The following is a 16,654-nucleotide window of genomic DNA, read 5'->3' on the forward strand; positions in this document are numbered from 1 at the left end:
AAGCTCGCGGAGGACGTATGGCTCAGCGACTTCGTCCGTGAGGAAGTACGCATAGAAGACCTCGGCGGCCTCGTCTGCCGTGAACACCTCATTCGGATAAACAGTTGTACTGTGTCGACCGTCGTCCCATCGGATCACTTCGCTCGGCGCCCCGGTCGGCTTCTCGCCCGGTTTGCCGACCACGTACTGATGCGGTTCCCCGTCGTCACCCAGCACTCGCACCTCAATCGTCAGCGCATCGGCTGATCCCGCACTCTGCAAGTACTCGTCAGACAGCGGGATGTCATCCAGCAGATCCGATCCTTCCGGTGCGCGCCACAGGCTGTACGCCCAGAACGACGTACCGTTCATCCGATTCAACGAGAATCGAAGGGCATCCGGATATGGGCGCACGCTATCGATGAGCGGCCCGCGGCTGTATCCGTTGGACTCGACGACGTGGGTCTTCCGGCTCATGGCACCCTTTCCAGAATCACGTTCACAATGCTGATCGGCCCGACATCCGGCAGGTTAGCTCGCGCAGGCGTGTTTACACTAACCGTACCGTCAAACAACCGCTGAGCCGCGTCTCGACTTGCCGAGCCACTCTTGACCTCGACACCGGTGTAGGTGCCATCGGCGTTTCGGAACAATCCGTCGTAGTAACGGATCTGGTCACCAGTAGGCGAGGTTCGTGCCGCCACTTGATCGCGGATTATGTCGACGCCCTCTCGTTCGGCGACATTGTCCAAACCGATCTGCTCTCGGTCGGCCCATGGCCTGTTGCCATCGCCGACGAATCGGCCCCGCGCGTCGCGACCGTCGTTTCGACCTGTGCCTGGCCGATCCGGCCTGTTGGGCATGTCGGGCTTGCCGTCGAAGACGTCTATGCCGTCTGTTCTCCTGTTGACATCACCGAGGTGAATGCTCACATTGTCGGTCGCCCCCCGAAGCCTCTGCGTGTTCGTGCCGGCGTCGAGCACGGAGTCAAAGACTCTCCGCATGATCTGTCCAGGCTTAACCATCAGACATCTCCCCCAAAGTTCAGCGCAGAGAACTCTGCGAAGAAGGTCGTCGTCAACGTCGTGATGTCTTCCCCACGAAGATTCAGCTCCGCCTGCGCGTCGTCCAGCGCTGCCAGATCCGCGTAGAACTCGTCCGAGTCTCCCGCAACGCTCTCCACCACCGGCGCATCCAAGATCGCATCGATCACCGCGGGCAGTTGCTCAGCCATCGGCTCGATCACCATCGGCGCCAACTGCTCCAGCAGCTGCTCCACGACGATGTCAACGGCCGCGTTCAAGAGCTTCTTCTTGATCAGCAGCATCGGCCCCGCACCCGCCGCCGTGATCGGGTTCGTGAGCATCGCCACGAGCGTGACCATCGTCGACGTGACGTCGAAGATCACCTTCATCTTCAGGCCGAAGATGACATCCGCGCCCACCTCCATCGCGGTGGCAGCCGGCGGCATGATGTCGATCAGCTTCTGCAGATTCTGCGATCGGTTCGTGTTCCACGCGCTGACCGTCGCCGGGCCGGTCTGACCCCGCAGAATCGTGGCGATATCGCCATTCATCTTGCGATCTACCGCCTGGATCACAGACTCCAGATCGGTGCCCAGATTGCGCACAAGCGTGGCGCCCCTGCGCACCTCGTCTTCATCAATATCCGGCCATTCGAAACCGAGCTTCTCCATCACCCAGATGAGCTCGTTCGGCAACATCATTCCCACGACACAACCTCCAGTGATGACTCTAAACAGCGCAGACGCAGAAGACGATGGGTAGTGCTTCCCATCGTCGACAGCATCATTCGCTGCCGGGGTAGTCGATGTCGATGCTCACGAAGCGCGTGTTCTCCACGGGGGTGATCGAGACGTTCGCGCCGTCCAATGCACCGGCATCCAGTCCGAGACGCCCTTCGAGCTCGGCCTGGCTGAGCCCAGTGAGCGAATCGGAATCGCTCGCCGGGGCGAGGAATCGCATGTCGCCGCTGGTCGCACCGTACTTGTCGGGATTATCCTGACCGATCGCGTCCTCATACAGTTCCTCCACCAGCTGACCGGGGACCTTCTTCGGCGTTGCTTTGACCTCATCCCACACGTCGCCGGGCGTATCGCGGATGCCTTTTCCGATCGATTGGCCCAGATCGCGCACCACGTTGTAGTCCGGGTCGGCATGGCGGGCCACGCGCCCGTGCGTCTCAATGCCGCGGCTGACATCAGTGAGAATGTCGTATTTCTTCGCGTGCGACGTCGGCTTGTCTTTGCGGTGCGTCGGCTGGCGCCTGCCGCCCTCTTTGTCGATCCTGCGCACGGAGTCAGCGTCGGCGCGGTGGCGGCCACCACGCTTGCGGAACGCACCGGAGAATCCTGTCTTGAACTCGCGGCCCGCACCGTCGACGGCATCGACGAGATCCCGCATCACTTTCTTCAACTGCATGTCAGTCCCCTGAGATCTGGAGGTTGGCGAGGTCGGCGAGAAGCCGATCCGTGAGGTCTTCCACATCGGTGGCGTGCCCGTCCATGTCTTCAGCCGCCTGATCGAGTGCTTCGAGGTCAGCGTAGAACTCGTCAACATCGCCGACAGTGCCTTCAACCACCGGCGACTCCAGTAGAGCCATGGCCAGTGCGGGCACCTGCTCGGCGAGCGGATCGAGAACCATCGGGAGCACCTGATTGATGACCTGTTCGAGAGTCGCTTCCATCGCCATGTCGAGAAGCTTCTTACGCGCCAGGATCAGTACCGCCGCACCGCCGGCGCCGAAGGGTCCGGCCATCAGCAGCGGAATCAGCTGCGCCAGGGTCAGGGTGATCTCGACGATCACCTTGATCTTCAACGCCAATACGACGTCGGCGGCGATGTCGATACCGGTTCCTGCCGGCCCAAGCAGATCAAGCAGCTGCTGAATGTTCTCGGACCGGTTCCGGTTCCATGCTGCGACCTGAGCCGTGCCGATGTTGCCCGTCATCGCGGCGGCGAGGTCGCCGTTGATCCGTCGGTCAGCGGCCTGAACGAGCGTCTCCATGTCGTCGCGATAACCACGCACGAGATCGGCTGCTTTGTGAACCTCGTCTTCGTCGATGTCTGGCCATTCCAAGCCCAGCTTGTCCATGACCCAGATCAGCTCGTTCGGCAACATCATTCCCACGGTCAGTACCTCCAGAACGAAGCTACTGGCCATGCCGGGTCGGGTGCGATGGGGAGATCACCCCATCGGTGAAGGCACTCGGGAACGGAGCGGGTGGTCCGATCAGAGCGCTGAACGCTGAATCGACTCGAACAGCCGGGCGGTCTCGGCACGCTGGTCAGCGACCGTGGTGACGGTCTCGGGATCCACCGGTTCGAAGGTGTCTACCCGATCTCCGACCTGCTCGGCCGTCATACGATACGCTACCCTGCCGCCGCCCTGGTCACGCGACATACCGCTGGGCCAGACGTCGCGCTGCGCGCCCGCCACCCCGATACGCCACCCGAACGGTTCGAGCTCTTCGCGGACACGACACAGCGCTTCGAAAGCGTCGTCTGCACGTGCCTGAGCGCTTCCGAACCCGGATGAGACGATCTCGACGACCCAGTCATTCCGATCGAGCCGCCACGAGATCGTAGCGTCGCGCACGATCCCTTCGCGACTCACCTGGATCGTGCGCGAACCATCACTCATACCTTCAGAATATCGGCCGGGTCGATGATGACGGGAACCTCGCTGCCGGGGTTGAGTGCGATGAGCACTCCCTCGGGCAATGCTTCAGCGTACGCGCGCCCGGTGATCGTGGTCATGTCCGAAACACCCGAGGCCGCAGCCTTGGTCGCATCGGTGAACGCATACCCGAGACGCGTGTCGTTCTTGCCGTTGACGATGAACAGCCCGCCTTCCGGACGGCTGAAGATCAGCACCTCTGAGGACGCGAACTCCTGCTCGAGCTGCTCGCCCGTGGCGTGCCCAGCGCGAGCCAGTTGCAACACGCGCTCGAGTTTCGTGGTCGGAGTCGGCCACCCCCGCGCAGGCGGTGACGGCACATACTTGGGGTTCGGCGTGAAGCGTCCGTTGATCTCACCGGTGACGTCCGAGCGCCAGGCACCGATGATGCCCTCCGGCGGTACGTTCGCCGTTCCCTCGAACTCGGGATCGATCGCATAGACCCATCCGCCAGGATTCGCGCGCGCCTGGTCACGAAGCGCTTCTGTGATGGGAGGCGCAGAAGGCGTCGTCATGTGCGGCTCGTTCCCTTCCAGGTCGCGGTCACTCATCGGTTTCCAGTGTAATGCGGGTTAGGTATCCAATCGCCCAGCGAGCCATCGGGGAGCACCCGGTTTCCACCCACGATGTTCTCGCGCGGCACACCGCCCTGGAAACTGATCTCCCTCTCAGGCCTCAAAGAGTTCGGCCCGAACGGGTTGTCCGGAATCGTGGCATCGGCGTCGATACCGCCAGGCGCATCAACGGTGTACCTGTAGTCCGAGCCCCATGCCAAATTCGGATCCCTCGTCGTGCTGACGAAGTTCGAGTGCGTGTTGTATCGCACGAAGTCGTTGTAGTTGTTGTTGTTCGGGTCCCGAACCTGGAAGCCTTCGTCGAAGATCGTGCTCGGCGGACGGTCATCACTGCGGTACAGCAGCTCGTTCGTCGTGCGGTCCACACGGTTCGTGCGTGCGCCGGTCAGATCCGGCGCATCCGTGCCGTCGAGGTTCTTGGTCCTGACTTTGAAGTCCTCGAGATGGTCGTCGACCCGACGGGTGAGATCTGGAAGTCTGACGTTCGCGTCTTTGCCTCCGTGAGTCATGGCGCGCCAGAGCTTCGAGAACGCTTCTCCGATCTTCATCAGGCATCTCCTCCGAAATCAAGGGCGGAAAATTCAGCGAAGAAGGTCGATGTCAACGTCGAGATGTCTTCGCCACGGAGGCGCATCTCTGACTGCGCATCCTCCAGCGCCTCCAAGTCGGCGTAGAACTCATCCGAATCCCCGACAGCGCCCTCGACCATCGGAGCATCCAGAATCGCATCGATCAGTGCGGGCAGGTGGTCTGCCATCGGCTCGATCGCCATCGGCAGCAGCTGCTCGAGCAACTGCTCGACCGCGATATCGACCGCGGCGTTCAAGAGCTTCTTCTTGAGCAGCAGCATCGGGCCAGCACCCAGGGCAGTGATCGGGTTCGTGAGCATTCCCACGAGCGTGATCATGGTCGTGGTGACGTCGAAGATCACCTTCATCTTCAGCGCGAGAACCACCTCAGCGCCGACGTCCATCGCGGTCGCGGCCGGCGGCATGATGTCGACGAGCTGCTGCAGGTTCTGCGAACGGTTGGTGTTCCAGGCGCTCACGGTCGCTGGGCCGGTATTGCCGCGAATCGCGGTGCTCAGGTTCCCGTTCATCCGGCGGTCGACGGCCTGAATCACAGACTCCAGGTCGGTGCCGAGATTACGCACAAGCGTCGCGCCCTTGCGGACCTCGTCCTCATCAATATCCGGCCACTCAAAACCGAGCTTCTCCATCACCCAGATGAGCTCATTCGGCAACATCATTCCCACGGCACAACCTCCAGAGTGAACTCTATCTATCGTGTGTGAGCCCTCGCGATGGGGAGTACACCCCACCCTGGCGAGCGGATGCGACAAAACTCACTGCACGACCGCCCACTGGGTCGCGCTCGACATCAATGGCGCCACTGTTCCATTGCGCGGCGAGACTCCCGCGAGATCACGGTCGACGACGGTGACGACGGGGTCGGATGCGAACGGAAGCGCGACGGCCGCGCGCACGATCGTCGCCTCGATCTGCGCCATGATGTCGCGCGCCTCGTAGACATCGGCGGTCTGGGCGTACTGCGCGATCAGCTCGTCGCGCGCCGGGTCTGAATGCCCGGTGATCGAGTTCGCTCCGTTGGTGCCCCACGCGGCAGCGAGCTGGGCAGGCGACTGCGGGATCGGCACGCGCGCGATCACGGCATCCCAACCATGCTTTTTCAGGGCAGCGTCGTAGTCATCAGCGCCGCAGTCGACGATACGCCACCCCGCCTCGGCCGCGGCCGTCTTCATCGCGTCGAAGGCGCCAGCGGCGAACTCACTCGATCGGTCGTAGAGCACACAGACCGGGCTTCCTGCGGCGACACCGGCGGCCTGGCGCTCGAGTGGCGGTTCACCCTCGGTGCTGCCGAGGGTCTGCATGAACCCTGAGTCTTCGCTCACGATTGAATAGGCTCGCGATTCGGCCTGCGTCGTCACCGAGGTGCTGGCGGAGTAAGCGGCCCGCCATTCGCCCGCCGCGCCATCGGTTAACGCGTTCGGCGGAATGGCGTGGAAGAACGCTGTTCTCGCCTTGGCTCCTGTGAAGATGCCCGTGGGGTTGAGCAGCACCGCCCAGACGCTGTTGTCATAGGTGGTGTTGACGATGAAGTCTTTGCGTTCGAGTTCATGAACCGGCTGCTGATTCGCCGCCGTCGGAGCCACCTGCGCGATATCTATCTCCGTGCCGACAGCGGCGATCGGGTCATCGCCCGGCGGCACCAGGTCGATGCGAGCCACCATCGGCGTCGCCGCCCCGCTGAAGCTCGGGTTCGGCACAAGCGTCACGCCAGAGTCAGCGTTGACCGCAGACACCTGAAAAGGACCGCTGGAGAGCAAGAGCTCTTCCGAGATTTCTGCGCCCTCGCCGAGAGAGAAACCGGTGTTCCACACCTCGCCGATCTTCTGAAGCGCTTCGTCGTCGCGCGTCTGGATCGCTGTGATGACCGCCTGCTTCGCCACCATCGGATCGTCGATGCCCAGCGCCTTCGCGCCGACCAGGTGCGCCGCCACGGGCACGCTCACGGTGCTCTGCCACTCTCGCACCGGCTGCTGCATGGTCACGTCGATCGAGCGCGCGAACTCGTCCACCGTCGGCACGATGGTCTCGGCATCCGCTTCGTCGCCGCTATCCGCGGCGTTTCCGAGTTCCGCGTCTGCGGCATCCGATTCTGCGGGGAAGTATCCGACCGCACCCGCCCAGCCGAGCAGCAGATCAGCCGCATCGAGGGGGATGTCGTCTGACCACGACGGCTCAGCGAGGTCGTAACGCACAGTGAACGGATCCTCGCTGACGATCGTGACCGTGCCGAAGCTCTCATCCGCGACGAACTCGCCGTCGACCACATCGCCGAAGTCTCCTCGTGTCATCGCAGCGATGTCGATGTTGCCCGCTGTCGGCAACGCCGCGGCGTTGACCGACGTGAGCTGTTCGGCCCATCCGACGACGACCTTCGTGCCGGGAATCACCGAATCCGGCAACGCGGGCGCGCAGCCGGTGATCCCGAGAACGAGCACCAGCGCGGCCGCGCCCCGTGCCGTCTGGCGACGTCTCCCCCTCATGTCGCCGCCGTCAAAGGTAATCGGTGTCTTCGCCGGCTTCCTCGGCCATGGCTCGGAACTGTTCGCTCTCATCGCTCTCCAGCCATGCGCGAGCGTGGGCGAGGAGGACGCCAGGCGAATCCTGCGCCTCTTCAAAGGTCGCGAAGGGGCCGATCGTGTCTTCCGACGGGCGCTCATCGGCCTGCACCACTGTCTGCGTCGACAAGTTGTACCAATAGCTCTGTGATGGGCTCATGATTCCAATCTTATTCGTCACGTCGTGCAGTGTTCACAAACACCAAACGGCCGCGGTGCCAGTCCCCCCGAACTGGCACCGCGGCGCGCGACGAGCGATGCTTACAGCTGGTCGTTGTCGCGGATCTTGTCGGCCATCTGGTCGAGCGCCGTTGCCATGTCGTTCACGGCCTCGGTCGCGTCATCGAGCGATGCCGTCAGGTCGTTGTACGCCGTCGAGTACTGCTCGGACGCGTTCTCGGTCTTGAACCCGTCCTGGACCAGGTCGTCGATGACTCCCTGAAGATCCTTCAGCGCGTCTCCGATGGACGTGCGTCCGTCGCGCAGGCGCTGAGCAGCACCTTCCATCTCGCTGTATGTTGCACCAAAGTCATGTGCCATGAGAACTGCCTCCCGCGTTCGTCTTTCATCTGGCCTGGCGGCCTTCTTCAGGCCCCTGTGGCCTCGTCAAAAAGACTAGTCAACGATTCCTCTCCCGCAAACGGGGAGCGCTACCCATGTCACCGCTGCCCACCGCAGGCGCCTCGGAGACGAACGGCATCTGCATCGTGACCGTGCGACCGGCCTGCACGAAAATACCTCGTCCAGCCGGGAAATCCGATCGCTTGACGCGCCCGAACGGTGTCTTGAAGATCGACTCGCCGTCGTAGGTGTCCGGCTTGAGGACGATGCCCTGACGCCCCGTCTTCCACTCACCGAGAACACCGATGCTTCCGGCGGCTCGACTGATCTCCGCCTCGCCGATCAAGAGATGGTCGCTGTTGTTCATGGCCTGCAACAGCGTACGCATCTGCCGATCCGCGGGACCGTCCGCGAGGTGGGGCATGTCTTCGATCACGATCAGGATGCGGCCATCGGCGAGATCGCTGCCCATCAGCTCGGTGAGCTCGACGGCGAGTTCCTTCTCGTCCTCCGGTTTGATCGCGCTGCGCACCCACGGCCTGAAATCCTTGAGCTGCGCGCGCCTGCTGCCGAAGTGGTACATGCGCACGTTCGGATCGAACCGCTCGACGGCGCTGACCAGCGCACGAAGGGCATTCGTTCGTCCCGACGCCGGCGGACCCGAGATGACGAAAGAACCGATCGGCTCGAAGCCGCGGGGCTGCAGCGTGTCGTCCGCGATGCCGAACACCGGCATCGCGTCGACCGACGCGGGCATGTCCGAAACCGGCACCATGGTGGGCAGCGACCCGATCTCAGGAAGGTCACGCACGCCCTCCGACCGCAGCCGCTCCGCGAGCGCACGCAGCGCCTTGGTCTGCTCGACCACGTTCGGCGTACCGCCCAGCACGGCGATCTGCGCCTCGTGTCCATCGATGATCGCCCGCCCCGGAGGGGACTGCTCGTCGAGGATGTCTCGCGGAGCATTGAGGAGCATGTACTGACTGTCATCGCCCATGCGCAGCACGACGCGGCGCGAGATGTTGGATGCCACGGCGCTGGGCACCGCGTTACCGCGGTCGGCCGTGATGACCACATGCACGCCGAGCGTGCGACCTTCGCCGAGGATGCGCATGAAGGTCCGGTAGAACGGCGCGCGCCCTGGGGCGTACTCCCAGTCCTTCTTGAACTCGGGGAAGTTGTCGAGCAGCAAGATGATGCGCGGCATGTTCGGGTCCGCGATCTCGCGGTACTCCTGCACGGTTGCCGCACTCGCGCTCGAGAACAGTCCGGCCCGACGGTCCATCTCGCGCTCGAGCGTGCGGAAGAGGCGCTGGATGCGCTCAGCGTCTGCGCCGTCGACGACCGAGCCGACGTGCGGCAGGTCGGACAACGGCCCGAGTGCACCGGATGCGAAGTCGAGGCAGTACACCTGCACGCGTCCGCGGTCCGAGCGCATGCCCACTGAGGTCGCAATGGACTTGAGCACGGTGGACTTGCCCGAGCCCGATGTCCCGTACACGACCAGCGAGCCGTCGCGGTCGGGCACGAACATCGCGGCCTCCTGTGCCTGCGACTCGGGAACGTCCATCATGGCGATCGGGATTCGCGTGTCGCCCTCGTTGGGCAGATCGGCCAGTTCGACGACCTCGGCCAGGTCATCGAGCCACGGGCGCCGCGGTCGGGGCAGCTGCGCAACCTCGCTCGCGCGGATGAGCGTCGACACGATGCGCTTCTGATCGTTCGGGCCGAGGTCTTCCTCGTGCGTCTCGGCCTCGGCCGGGCGCTCTGGCTCCCACTCGGCGGTCGACCCGAAACGCAGCTCGGAGACGCGCACGTCGACCACCGCGCCTTCGTCCTCGTCCGTCCATCCTCCGGCGTACGCCGACTGGAACGGAACCAGCCGCCCCGGCCCGGTCTTCGCGATGCCTCGACCGGGAATGGAGGCGGGGAACGTCGAGGCGATCGGGTCGTCGACGACGTCGCGAGAGTCTGCCTCGTCAGCCATACGCAGCGCGATGCGCAGGTTCGTGTTCGCGCGCAGGTTGTCCTTGATGACGCCGGCGGGGCGCTGGGTCGCCATGATCAGGTGGATGCCGAGCGAGCGACCACGCTGGGCGATGTCGACGACTCCGTCGACGAACTCGGGCATCTCGGAGGCGAGCGCCGCGAACTCGTCGATCACGAGCACGAGCGCCGGCGGACATTCGGGATCCTGCCGCTTCTCGAGCTCGAGCAGGTCTTTCGCCTTCTTGCGGTTGAGCAGGTGCTCGCGGTGGTGCAGCTCGGCCCGCAGGCTCGTCAGCGCACGACGCACGAGGTGCGGGCTGAGGTCGGTGACCAGTCCCACGCAGTGCGGCAGCTCGACGCAGTCGGCGAAGGCGGATCCGCCCTTGTAGTCGATGAACAGGAACGTGACGCGGTCAGGGCTGTGCGCCGCGGCCATGCCGAGCACCCAGGCCTGCAGGAACTCGCTCTTTCCAGCGCCTGTGGTGCCGCCGACGAGCGCGTGCGGGCCCTGCGTGCGCAGATCGAGCGTCATGGCGTCGCTGGCGCCCTGGCCGATGATCGCGCGCAGCGTTCCCGACTTCTTCAGGCGCGGCCGCGGAGTGGGCGAGCGATCGACGATGGTGTTGTTCTGCCGCCATCGTTCGATCACGACGTTCGGGTCTTCGGCGATCGCCGGGTCGACCAGCTGCAGGAACATCACAGCTCCCGGGATATCGGATGCGTCGTGCACGGCGGTGCTCGCATCCACCACCGGCGCCATGCGCCGGGCGAGCATGTGCATGTAGGCGTTCGAGACCCCCTCGACACGCGCGTTCTCGAACTTCTCGCCGACACGGACGAGTCCGACGTGCGCTTCTTCCAGCCCGGTTGTGACGTCGATGTAGCTGCGGCAGACAGCCGGGAGCGATTCGACGATCGGCGAGACGAACACCGCGTGAACACCGTGATCCGCGCCGCGGTCGAGCATGTCTGTCAGACGCCCGCGGTCGACCGGGGCGTCGGCGGTGACGAAGATGATCACCGACACGGCCGGGGTCTTGCTGTGATCCGTCGCCGCGCGCGCGACATCGGTGCCGTACAGCAGCGGATTCCAGTCGTCCTTGAACGGGCCGCGCGGCTCCAAAGCGCCCGCGCCGCCGGCCTCGGCGCGCTGGACGTAGTCTTCCAGCATGCTCAGCAGCGCGGCCCCGGTCGGCGCAGAGTCGGCCAGTGCCGCCCCGCGGAACGGACTCTTCTCACTGGAGGTGTGCGGGATCCATTTGAGCCAGTCCAGCTCGCTCGTCCACGTCGCGTCGGAGAACGCCACGGCGACGACGTCATTGGGCGCATGCAGCCCGAACAGCTGCACGGCGAGCCCGCGCATGGCATCGGCTGCGAGACCCTGGGGTCCGGCGATTCCGATGGATCCGGCATCCGCGAGCAGCTCGAAGATGGGAACGTCGTCGACGCTCGCATAGCGCTCTTGGAGACGATCGATCCGCTCGATGAACTCCGGCAGACCGTCGGGCGTCTCCGTCTCCGCGATCTCGTTGCGCGCCGGCAGCGTGCAGCTACCCAGGCGCACCCCGAGGAAGTTCCAGTGCTCCGGACGTCTGGTCCACAGCATCGGTCCCAGGCGCATAGCGTGATCGAAGACCTCTGCCACGGGCGGGGCCTCGCTGTTGCGCGCCTCTTCTTCTTCGGGTTTGCCACGGAAGAAGTCTTCTTCCAGCTGCTCGTACTGCCGCTCGAACAGCAGAAAATCATGGTTCGAGCTCTGTTTCGCCTGCCGCGCCTGGTTGATGATGTTACCCAGCGCCATCATCGGCGTCATGACGATCATGAGCAGCGAACGCGGGTTACCGTTCATGACGTACAGCGCCGCACCCATGAGGATCGGCGTGATCAGGATCGGCCAGGGGAAGATCTTGCCCTGCGTCTCCGTCGGAATGCGCGGGGCCTTGAAGCTGGTGCCCGGGTAGCGCACCTCGACGCGGGGGCTGCGGTTGAACATGAGCCCGCCGCCGCGCTCGATGATCGGCTCTTCTGCTGCCGTGCCGTCGAAGGAGCGCGCGAGGCGCAGCTCGAGGGTCGTACCGCCGATCACGAACGGCTCGCCCTCGCCGACGCGAACGCGCTGCGCGGCGACACCGTCGACGAGCACGCCGTTCGCCGAGTTCAGGTCGACGACCTCGATGTGGGTGCTGATCTCCAGTCGCGCGTGCCGTTTGGAGACCATCGGGTCAGCGAGCACGACGTCGTTGCTCGCCTCCCGCCCGAGGAACACGTGTCCCGATCTGATGGGAAACTCTTGCCCGGCGAGGGTGCCAGCGGTGGCGCGCAGCACACCGATGATCTCGCGCTGGCCGGATGCCGCGTAGTCGGGTCCGTAGTTGAGGACGGATGCTGCGAAGCCAGAGCCGATCGGCGCCTCGCCGATCGGGACGTCCGGCTGCAAGGGAACGAGTCGGTCGCCGGTCGGCGGGGCGACAGCGAGCGTGACGACGTCACCGTCGGCGACGGGGGTCGACCGCGTCGGATCTGCCTCGGCGACATACCGCGCCACGTCGCCCGCGGTGGCGGTCGAATCAGTCGTGATCACGATGTCAACCGGATCGCCCGCGGGGCGATGCAGGGTCAGCTTCAGCCTCATTCGTATTCCTCAGTCATCTGTTCGTGCTCGTTCACACCTGGACGACGTTCGCCAAGCGATCGCCCAGACGAATCGTGTCTCCGTTGATGGTCATGACCGGCACCCCCGCCGCGACCTCATACTCGACACCGGCGCGAATGAGTCCGGAGCCGTTCGTGGAGCGGCAGTCGGTGATCTCGAGTCCGCCGTCGATCGGGCGCACCAGCATGTGAGTCTTCGACAGTGACCGGCTGTCGTCGGTCAGAGCGATCGGGCGTGCGCCGGCGAACTCGGTCGACTCGGGGTTTCTGCCGAGCAACACGGGATCGGCGACCAGAATGCTCTCACCGGTATCGAAGCGCAGCTCGAAGCGCAGAGCGAGCACCGGCTCGGGGGCGGGCTGTGCGGCAGGCTCTGCGGCAGGGGCGACCGGTTCGTGCGTGAGCGGAGAGTGCTCGGCAGGAGCGGGGTGCTCGGCCGGGGCGAACTGCTCGACCGGCTGCTGCGCTGGAGCCTGCTGGATGGGTTCCTGGTGGACGGGAGCCTGATTCAGCGGATGCTCATGCTGGGGCGTCGCGAGTGACTGCCCGGCGGCACCCGCTGATGGTGTCAGTCCCTGGCCGGCGTCGGCCTGACGGTAGCCGCCGAGCACGGGCTTTCCCGCCTCGGCCGGGGCCACGGGCTCGACCACCGCGGCGTGCGGCAGGCCGACCGTGGGGCGCTCGTTCGGCTCGTAGGGGCGGGCGACGCCGATGACACCGGCGCTGATGCGTTCGCCCGGTCGGTACTGCGGCCTCACCGAGGGATCCATCGAGGTGGCCAGCGACGGGAGCGCGGAGCGCCCCGCGGTCGGCTCGGCCTTGACGAGCTTGCGGGCCACGCGCAGGCGTTTGTCGTCGAAGGGGTTCAGCCCCTGCTTGATGTCGATGAGCCACACGCCGGTCGCTCTGTCGTGCAGTCCGCGACCACGGCGTTGCGGATCCATGAGGTTGCTCAACACGAGAAACAGCGGCCCCAGCAGCGGCACGATGCCCGACACGCACAGCAGCAGGTAGCGCAGCAGCACTTTGCCGATGCCGGGTTTTTCGAGTGTCTTGACGTTGACGGTGCGGATTCCGGCGATGGCCTTGCCGATCGTCATACCGCCGCGGCCGTGCATAGCCAGCTGCAGAACGCTCAGCACGAGGGTGAGGAAGACCGTCACCGCTGCCGCGACGATGGCCAGCACGAAGCTCGGGTGGTTCACGAATCCGTAGATCGAGATCGAACCGTCGGCGAGCTTGAGCACCAGAGGCATGGCGCCGATCCACAACGGCAGCTGCACGACCGTCCAGAACACGATGTCCAGGGTGAAGGCGAGAGCGCGGCGGCCGATCGGAGCGCGAATCAGCCCGAGAGCTGTGGCATAGGCAGGATCGGGGCGCCCCTGGGAATCGAGCCCCTCGATCTCTTCTTCCTTCTCGTCGACCTCCCAGATCGTCGCGTCGAAGGCCGCGGCGCGTTTGTCACTCGGGGTCATTCGACACAGCCTCGCACGGCTTCTGAAGCGCGTCCGTCACCGCGGCGCAGCATCACGTCGACGCACATCTGTCCGGCCGGCGCATCCTCGACGATCACCTGGGTTTCTTCTGTGGTCTGCGGCGTGCTATCCCCCGCGAGATCGACCGTGTTCCAGAGGTAGAGATCGCCATCTTCGGGCGCCGGATTGGTCCAGGTGAAGGTGACTGTGTCACCCGCTCGGACCCCCTCGACCTCTTCGACAGTCGGAACGGCATCCGACACCGGGTTCTGCGGAACCACCTCGTCCTGAGTGGCGACAGGATCGGGCTCCCCCGCTGTGCCGCCCAACAGCGTGAATCCAGCGATCGCCGCACCGCCGACGACGACCACGGCCGCGGCGGCGATCGCGATCCACATCCCCACTCGCGACCGGGGCTTTTCGGATGCTTCGGCGGGCTGCGCGAGCGGATCCTGCACGGGCGCGGCGACAGCGGGCGCGTCGGGTGAGACGGCTCGCGGTGGGCTCAGGATCGTACGATCGTCGTCGGCGGGAGCCACGGAGTCCGACGGTGAGACCGTCTGCGGCGTACGGCGCACCGTCTCATCGACGACGGGCGTCGGTGCCGGCGCGAAGCGGGGACCGGCGTCGGATGCGGCCGTCTTCGGCGCGGGCTGCGGATTGCCGAACGGACGCGTCGTCGCCGAGGGGCGCGTGGCACCGGTCTCTGGCGCGATGCTGACGATGTCGCGAACGCGCGTGAGCCCGTCTGCTTCGTCTTCGAGGTCTTCGGCATCGGGATGGTCATCGACGATGTCGATAGGTGTGACCGAGTGGGTCAGTTCGATCTGCACCTTCTGCAGCGCACGAGCGAACGCCACGGCACTCGGGTAGCGCGCGTCGGGGTTCTTCGACATAGCACGCTCGAGCACCTGCTGCAGGCTGCCGGGCGAATCGGGGCGGGCGAGCGGAGGAAGCGGGGCGCGTTCGATCCGCTCGATCAGATCGGCACCGGAGTTGCGCTCTCCCGGACGCTCGAACGGCGAGCGCCCGGCCAGCAGCGTGTACAGCGTCGCCCCCAGGGCGAACACATCCGAGCGCGGACCGCTCTCGGGCGGGTCGGCGAAGAACTCCGGCGGCGACCACGGAATCGACATCCCCGTCGCCTCGGTCACCGCGCCCGTCGTCGACGCGATACCGAAGTCGGTGAGCGCCGGCCGGTTGTACTCGGTGACGAGAATGTTGGCGGGCTTGATGTCACGGTGCAGCACGCCCGCGCGGTGAGCCGTCTCGACGGCTCCGGCCACCTGGATGCCGACGCGCAGCGCCTCGGCGACCGAGAACGGCTCTTTTCGCGCGCGCACCTGCAGGTTCGGTCGCGGACAGTACTCCATGACGAGGTATGGCCGATGGTCGCCGGCGACGCCGGCCTGGTAGATCGTGACGATCGCCGGATGCGTCGACAGCATCGCCATCACGTTCGCCTCTTCGGCGAACTCCTTCGCCGCGCCACTCGAAATGCGCTCAGCGAGCAGCACCTTCACCGCGACGCGGCGTTTGGGCATCTGCTGCTCGTACAGGAACACATCGGCGAAGCCGCCGGTTCCCAGCGGTTCGAGATACGTGAAGCCGGGCAGCTCCGGCGGTGGAGAAGGGGGTCTGCTCACGGGAGATCCTCGAAGGTGACGACCACGCCGTCACCGAGGTCGACCTGATCGCCCGAGAGCACGAGCGTCTGCTCACCGGGGTGCAGACGCAGCGGGTCGGCACCAGGGCGCAGCAGCATCGAGCCGTTCGTCGTGTGCAGATCGACGACGACGACCGTGTCTCCCTCGGGACGGATCTCGAGGTGGCTGCGCGAGATGTCCTGCTGCGGGCTCTCAACCGCGACGAGGTGCGGCAGTTCTGCACCGCTGGCGCGTGTCGAGCGGGGCCGACGGCCGACGATGACGGTGCGATCGAGCGTGACGACCTGTCCGGTGGACACACTGATGCGGCCCGCAGGGCCGGCGACGGTCGGCAGCACCGCGGTCGGCGCATCCGGCTCTGCCGCTGGCGGATTCAGTCGCAGCGCGCGGGCTTCGGCGACCGAGATGGTCGCGCCGTCGTGGTCGCCTTCCATCGGGACGGATGCCGCGGGCGGCGGGGGTGGCGCCACGGCTCCAGGCGAGACGACGGTGGCTCCGAAGAGCTGATCGAACTCGTCGGCGTCGGAGGCGTAGGTGGTCTCCACCGGCAGCAGCGTCGCGCCGTTGACGGCGTCATCGACCCCCTCGGTCGCCACCTCTTCGGTCACTGAGCCTGTCGAAGCGTCCTCGATCGCTGAGCCTGCCGAAGCGTCCTCAGCCGCCACCTCTTCGATCGCTGAGCCTGCCGAAGCGTCCTCAGCCACCACCCCCTCGATCGCTGAGCCCGCCGAAGCGTCCGCATCCGCATCCGCATCCGCATCCGCATCCGCATCCGCATCCGCACCCGCGATGACGACGTCATCCGGCTCGATGTCGGCGATCGCGTTCGCGGCGCGCACGATGCCGCTGCTGATCGGCAGCGCCGCGCTCTCGTTGGCGTCGTCAATGCTGACGGCGATACGGCTCGCG

General features: G+C 65.4%; 16 protein-coding genes. All 16 read right to left on the bottom strand.

The genetic code is table 11. The features are described 5' to 3' along the window. The coding region (locus Q1J95_RS08215; protein WP_300266984.1) for a hypothetical protein at positions 1-456 on the bottom strand (456 nt) is incomplete at its 3' end. Continuing rightward, entirely contained in the window at positions 453-1,004 is a 552-nt protein-coding gene (locus Q1J95_RS08220) for a hypothetical protein (RefSeq protein ID WP_300266985.1), read from the bottom strand. The genes Q1J95_RS08215 and Q1J95_RS08220, both read right to left, overlap by 4 nt. Continuing rightward, positions 1,004-1,705, bottom strand: a complete 702-nt coding sequence (locus Q1J95_RS08225; protein WP_300267003.1) for a hypothetical protein — start codon at positions 1,703-1,705, stop codon at positions 1,004-1,006. The genes Q1J95_RS08220 and Q1J95_RS08225 overlap by 1 nt, the downstream gene beginning before the upstream one ends. 82 nt (positions 1,706-1,787) lie before the next feature. After that, positions 1,788-2,420: a hypothetical protein gene (locus Q1J95_RS08230; protein ID WP_300266986.1), complete on the bottom strand. Its 633-nt coding sequence runs from the start codon at positions 2,418-2,420 to the stop codon at positions 1,788-1,790. 1 nt (position 2,421) lies between these two features. Beyond that, entirely contained in the window at positions 2,422-3,162 is a 741-nt protein-coding gene (locus Q1J95_RS08235) for a hypothetical protein (protein WP_300266987.1), read from the bottom strand. A 69-nt stretch (positions 3,163-3,231) separates the two neighbouring features. Beyond that, a complete protein-coding gene (locus Q1J95_RS08240) occupies positions 3,232-3,642 on the bottom strand; it encodes a hypothetical protein (RefSeq protein WP_300266988.1) in 411 nt (136 codons plus the stop codon). After that, positions 3,639-4,229: a type VII secretion system-associated protein gene (locus tag Q1J95_RS08245; RefSeq protein WP_300266990.1), complete on the bottom strand. Its 591-nt coding sequence runs from the start codon at positions 4,227-4,229 to the stop codon at positions 3,639-3,641. Before Q1J95_RS08245 ends, Q1J95_RS08240 begins: the two co-directional genes overlap by 4 nt. After that, positions 4,226-4,801: a hypothetical protein gene (locus Q1J95_RS08250; RefSeq protein WP_300266991.1), complete on the bottom strand. Its 576-nt coding sequence runs from the start codon at positions 4,799-4,801 to the stop codon at positions 4,226-4,228. Before Q1J95_RS08250 ends, Q1J95_RS08245 begins: the two co-directional genes overlap by 4 nt. Then, complete coding sequence (locus Q1J95_RS08255; RefSeq protein ID WP_300267004.1) at positions 4,801-5,502, bottom strand: hypothetical protein; 702 nt, start codon at positions 5,500-5,502, stop codon at positions 4,801-4,803. Before Q1J95_RS08255 ends, Q1J95_RS08250 begins: the two co-directional genes overlap by 1 nt. Before the next feature lie 96 nt (positions 5,503-5,598). Next, entirely contained in the window at positions 5,599-7,323 is a 1,725-nt protein-coding gene (locus Q1J95_RS08260) for an ABC transporter substrate-binding protein (protein WP_300266992.1), read from the bottom strand. Positions 7,324-7,333: 10 nt separating this feature from the next. Next, positions 7,334-7,558: a hypothetical protein gene (locus Q1J95_RS08265; protein ID WP_300266993.1), complete on the bottom strand. Its 225-nt coding sequence runs from the start codon at positions 7,556-7,558 to the stop codon at positions 7,334-7,336. 101 nt (positions 7,559-7,659) lie between these two features. Further along, positions 7,660-7,938 (bottom strand): WXG100 family type VII secretion target, encoded by a 279-nt coding sequence (locus tag Q1J95_RS08270; RefSeq protein ID WP_300266994.1) that lies wholly within the window; start codon positions 7,936-7,938, stop codon positions 7,660-7,662. A 79-nt stretch (positions 7,939-8,017) separates the two neighbouring features. After that, positions 8,018-12,580 carry an FtsK/SpoIIIE domain-containing protein gene (locus Q1J95_RS08275; protein WP_300266995.1) on the bottom strand — a complete coding sequence of 1,521 codons (4,563 nt, stop codon included), beginning with the start codon at positions 12,578-12,580 and terminating at the stop codon, positions 8,018-8,020. A gap of 31 nt (positions 12,581-12,611) precedes the next feature. Continuing rightward, positions 12,612-14,078, bottom strand: a complete 1,467-nt coding sequence (locus Q1J95_RS08280) for an RDD family protein (RefSeq protein ID WP_300266997.1) — start codon at positions 14,076-14,078, stop codon at positions 12,612-12,614. Continuing rightward, positions 14,075-15,724, bottom strand: a complete 1,650-nt coding sequence (locus Q1J95_RS08285; RefSeq protein WP_300266999.1) for a serine/threonine protein kinase — start codon at positions 15,722-15,724, stop codon at positions 14,075-14,077. Before Q1J95_RS08285 ends, Q1J95_RS08280 begins: the two co-directional genes overlap by 4 nt. Beyond that, positions 15,721-16,654: FHA domain-containing protein (locus Q1J95_RS08290; RefSeq protein WP_300267001.1), on the bottom strand; the 934-nt coding region annotated here is incomplete at its 5' end. The genes Q1J95_RS08285 and Q1J95_RS08290, both read right to left, overlap by 4 nt.

This window comes from Microbacterium sp. (genome assembly GCF_029263575.1).
Classification (GTDB): Bacteria; Actinomycetota; Actinomycetes; order Actinomycetales; family Microbacteriaceae; genus Microbacterium.

Excerpts from the sequence above, each read along its gene's own strand:
- Q1J95_RS08240 (WP_300266988.1), bottom strand. The coding sequence starts at position 3,642 with ATGAGTGATGGTTCGCGCACGATCCAGGTGAGTCGCGAAGGGATCGTG.
- Q1J95_RS08250 (WP_300266991.1), bottom strand. The coding sequence starts at position 4,801 with ATGAAGATCGGAGAAGCGTTCTCGAAGCTCTGGCGCGCCATGACTCAC.
- Q1J95_RS08225 (WP_300267003.1), bottom strand. The coding sequence starts at position 1,705 with ATGATGTTGCCGAACGAGCTCATCTGGGTGATGGAGAAGCTCGGTTTC.
- Q1J95_RS08280 (WP_300266997.1), bottom strand. The coding sequence starts at position 14,078 with ATGACCCCGAGTGACAAACGCGCCGCGGCCTTCGACGCGACGATCTGG.
- Q1J95_RS08270 (WP_300266994.1), bottom strand. The coding sequence starts at position 7,938 with ATGGCACATGACTTTGGTGCAACATACAGCGAGATGGAAGGTGCTGCT.
- Q1J95_RS08245 (WP_300266990.1), bottom strand. The coding sequence starts at position 4,229 with ATGAGTGACCGCGACCTGGAAGGGAACGAGCCGCACATGACGACGCCT.
- Q1J95_RS08260 (WP_300266992.1), bottom strand. The coding sequence starts at position 7,323 with ATGAGGGGGAGACGTCGCCAGACGGCACGGGGCGCGGCCGCGCTGGTG.
- Q1J95_RS08255 (WP_300267004.1), bottom strand. The coding sequence starts at position 5,502 with ATGATGTTGCCGAATGAGCTCATCTGGGTGATGGAGAAGCTCGGTTTT.
- Q1J95_RS08230 (WP_300266986.1), bottom strand. The coding sequence starts at position 2,420 with ATGCAGTTGAAGAAAGTGATGCGGGATCTCGTCGATGCCGTCGACGGT.
- Q1J95_RS08275 (WP_300266995.1), bottom strand. The coding sequence starts at position 12,580 with ATGAGGCTGAAGCTGACCCTGCATCGCCCCGCGGGCGATCCGGTTGAC.
- Q1J95_RS08220 (WP_300266985.1), bottom strand. The coding sequence starts at position 1,004 with ATGGTTAAGCCTGGACAGATCATGCGGAGAGTCTTTGACTCCGTGCTC.
- Q1J95_RS08265 (WP_300266993.1), bottom strand. The coding sequence starts at position 7,558 with ATGAGCCCATCACAGAGCTATTGGTACAACTTGTCGACGCAGACAGTG.
- Q1J95_RS08235 (WP_300266987.1), bottom strand. The coding sequence starts at position 3,162 with ATGGCCAGTAGCTTCGTTCTGGAGGTACTGACCGTGGGAATGATGTTG.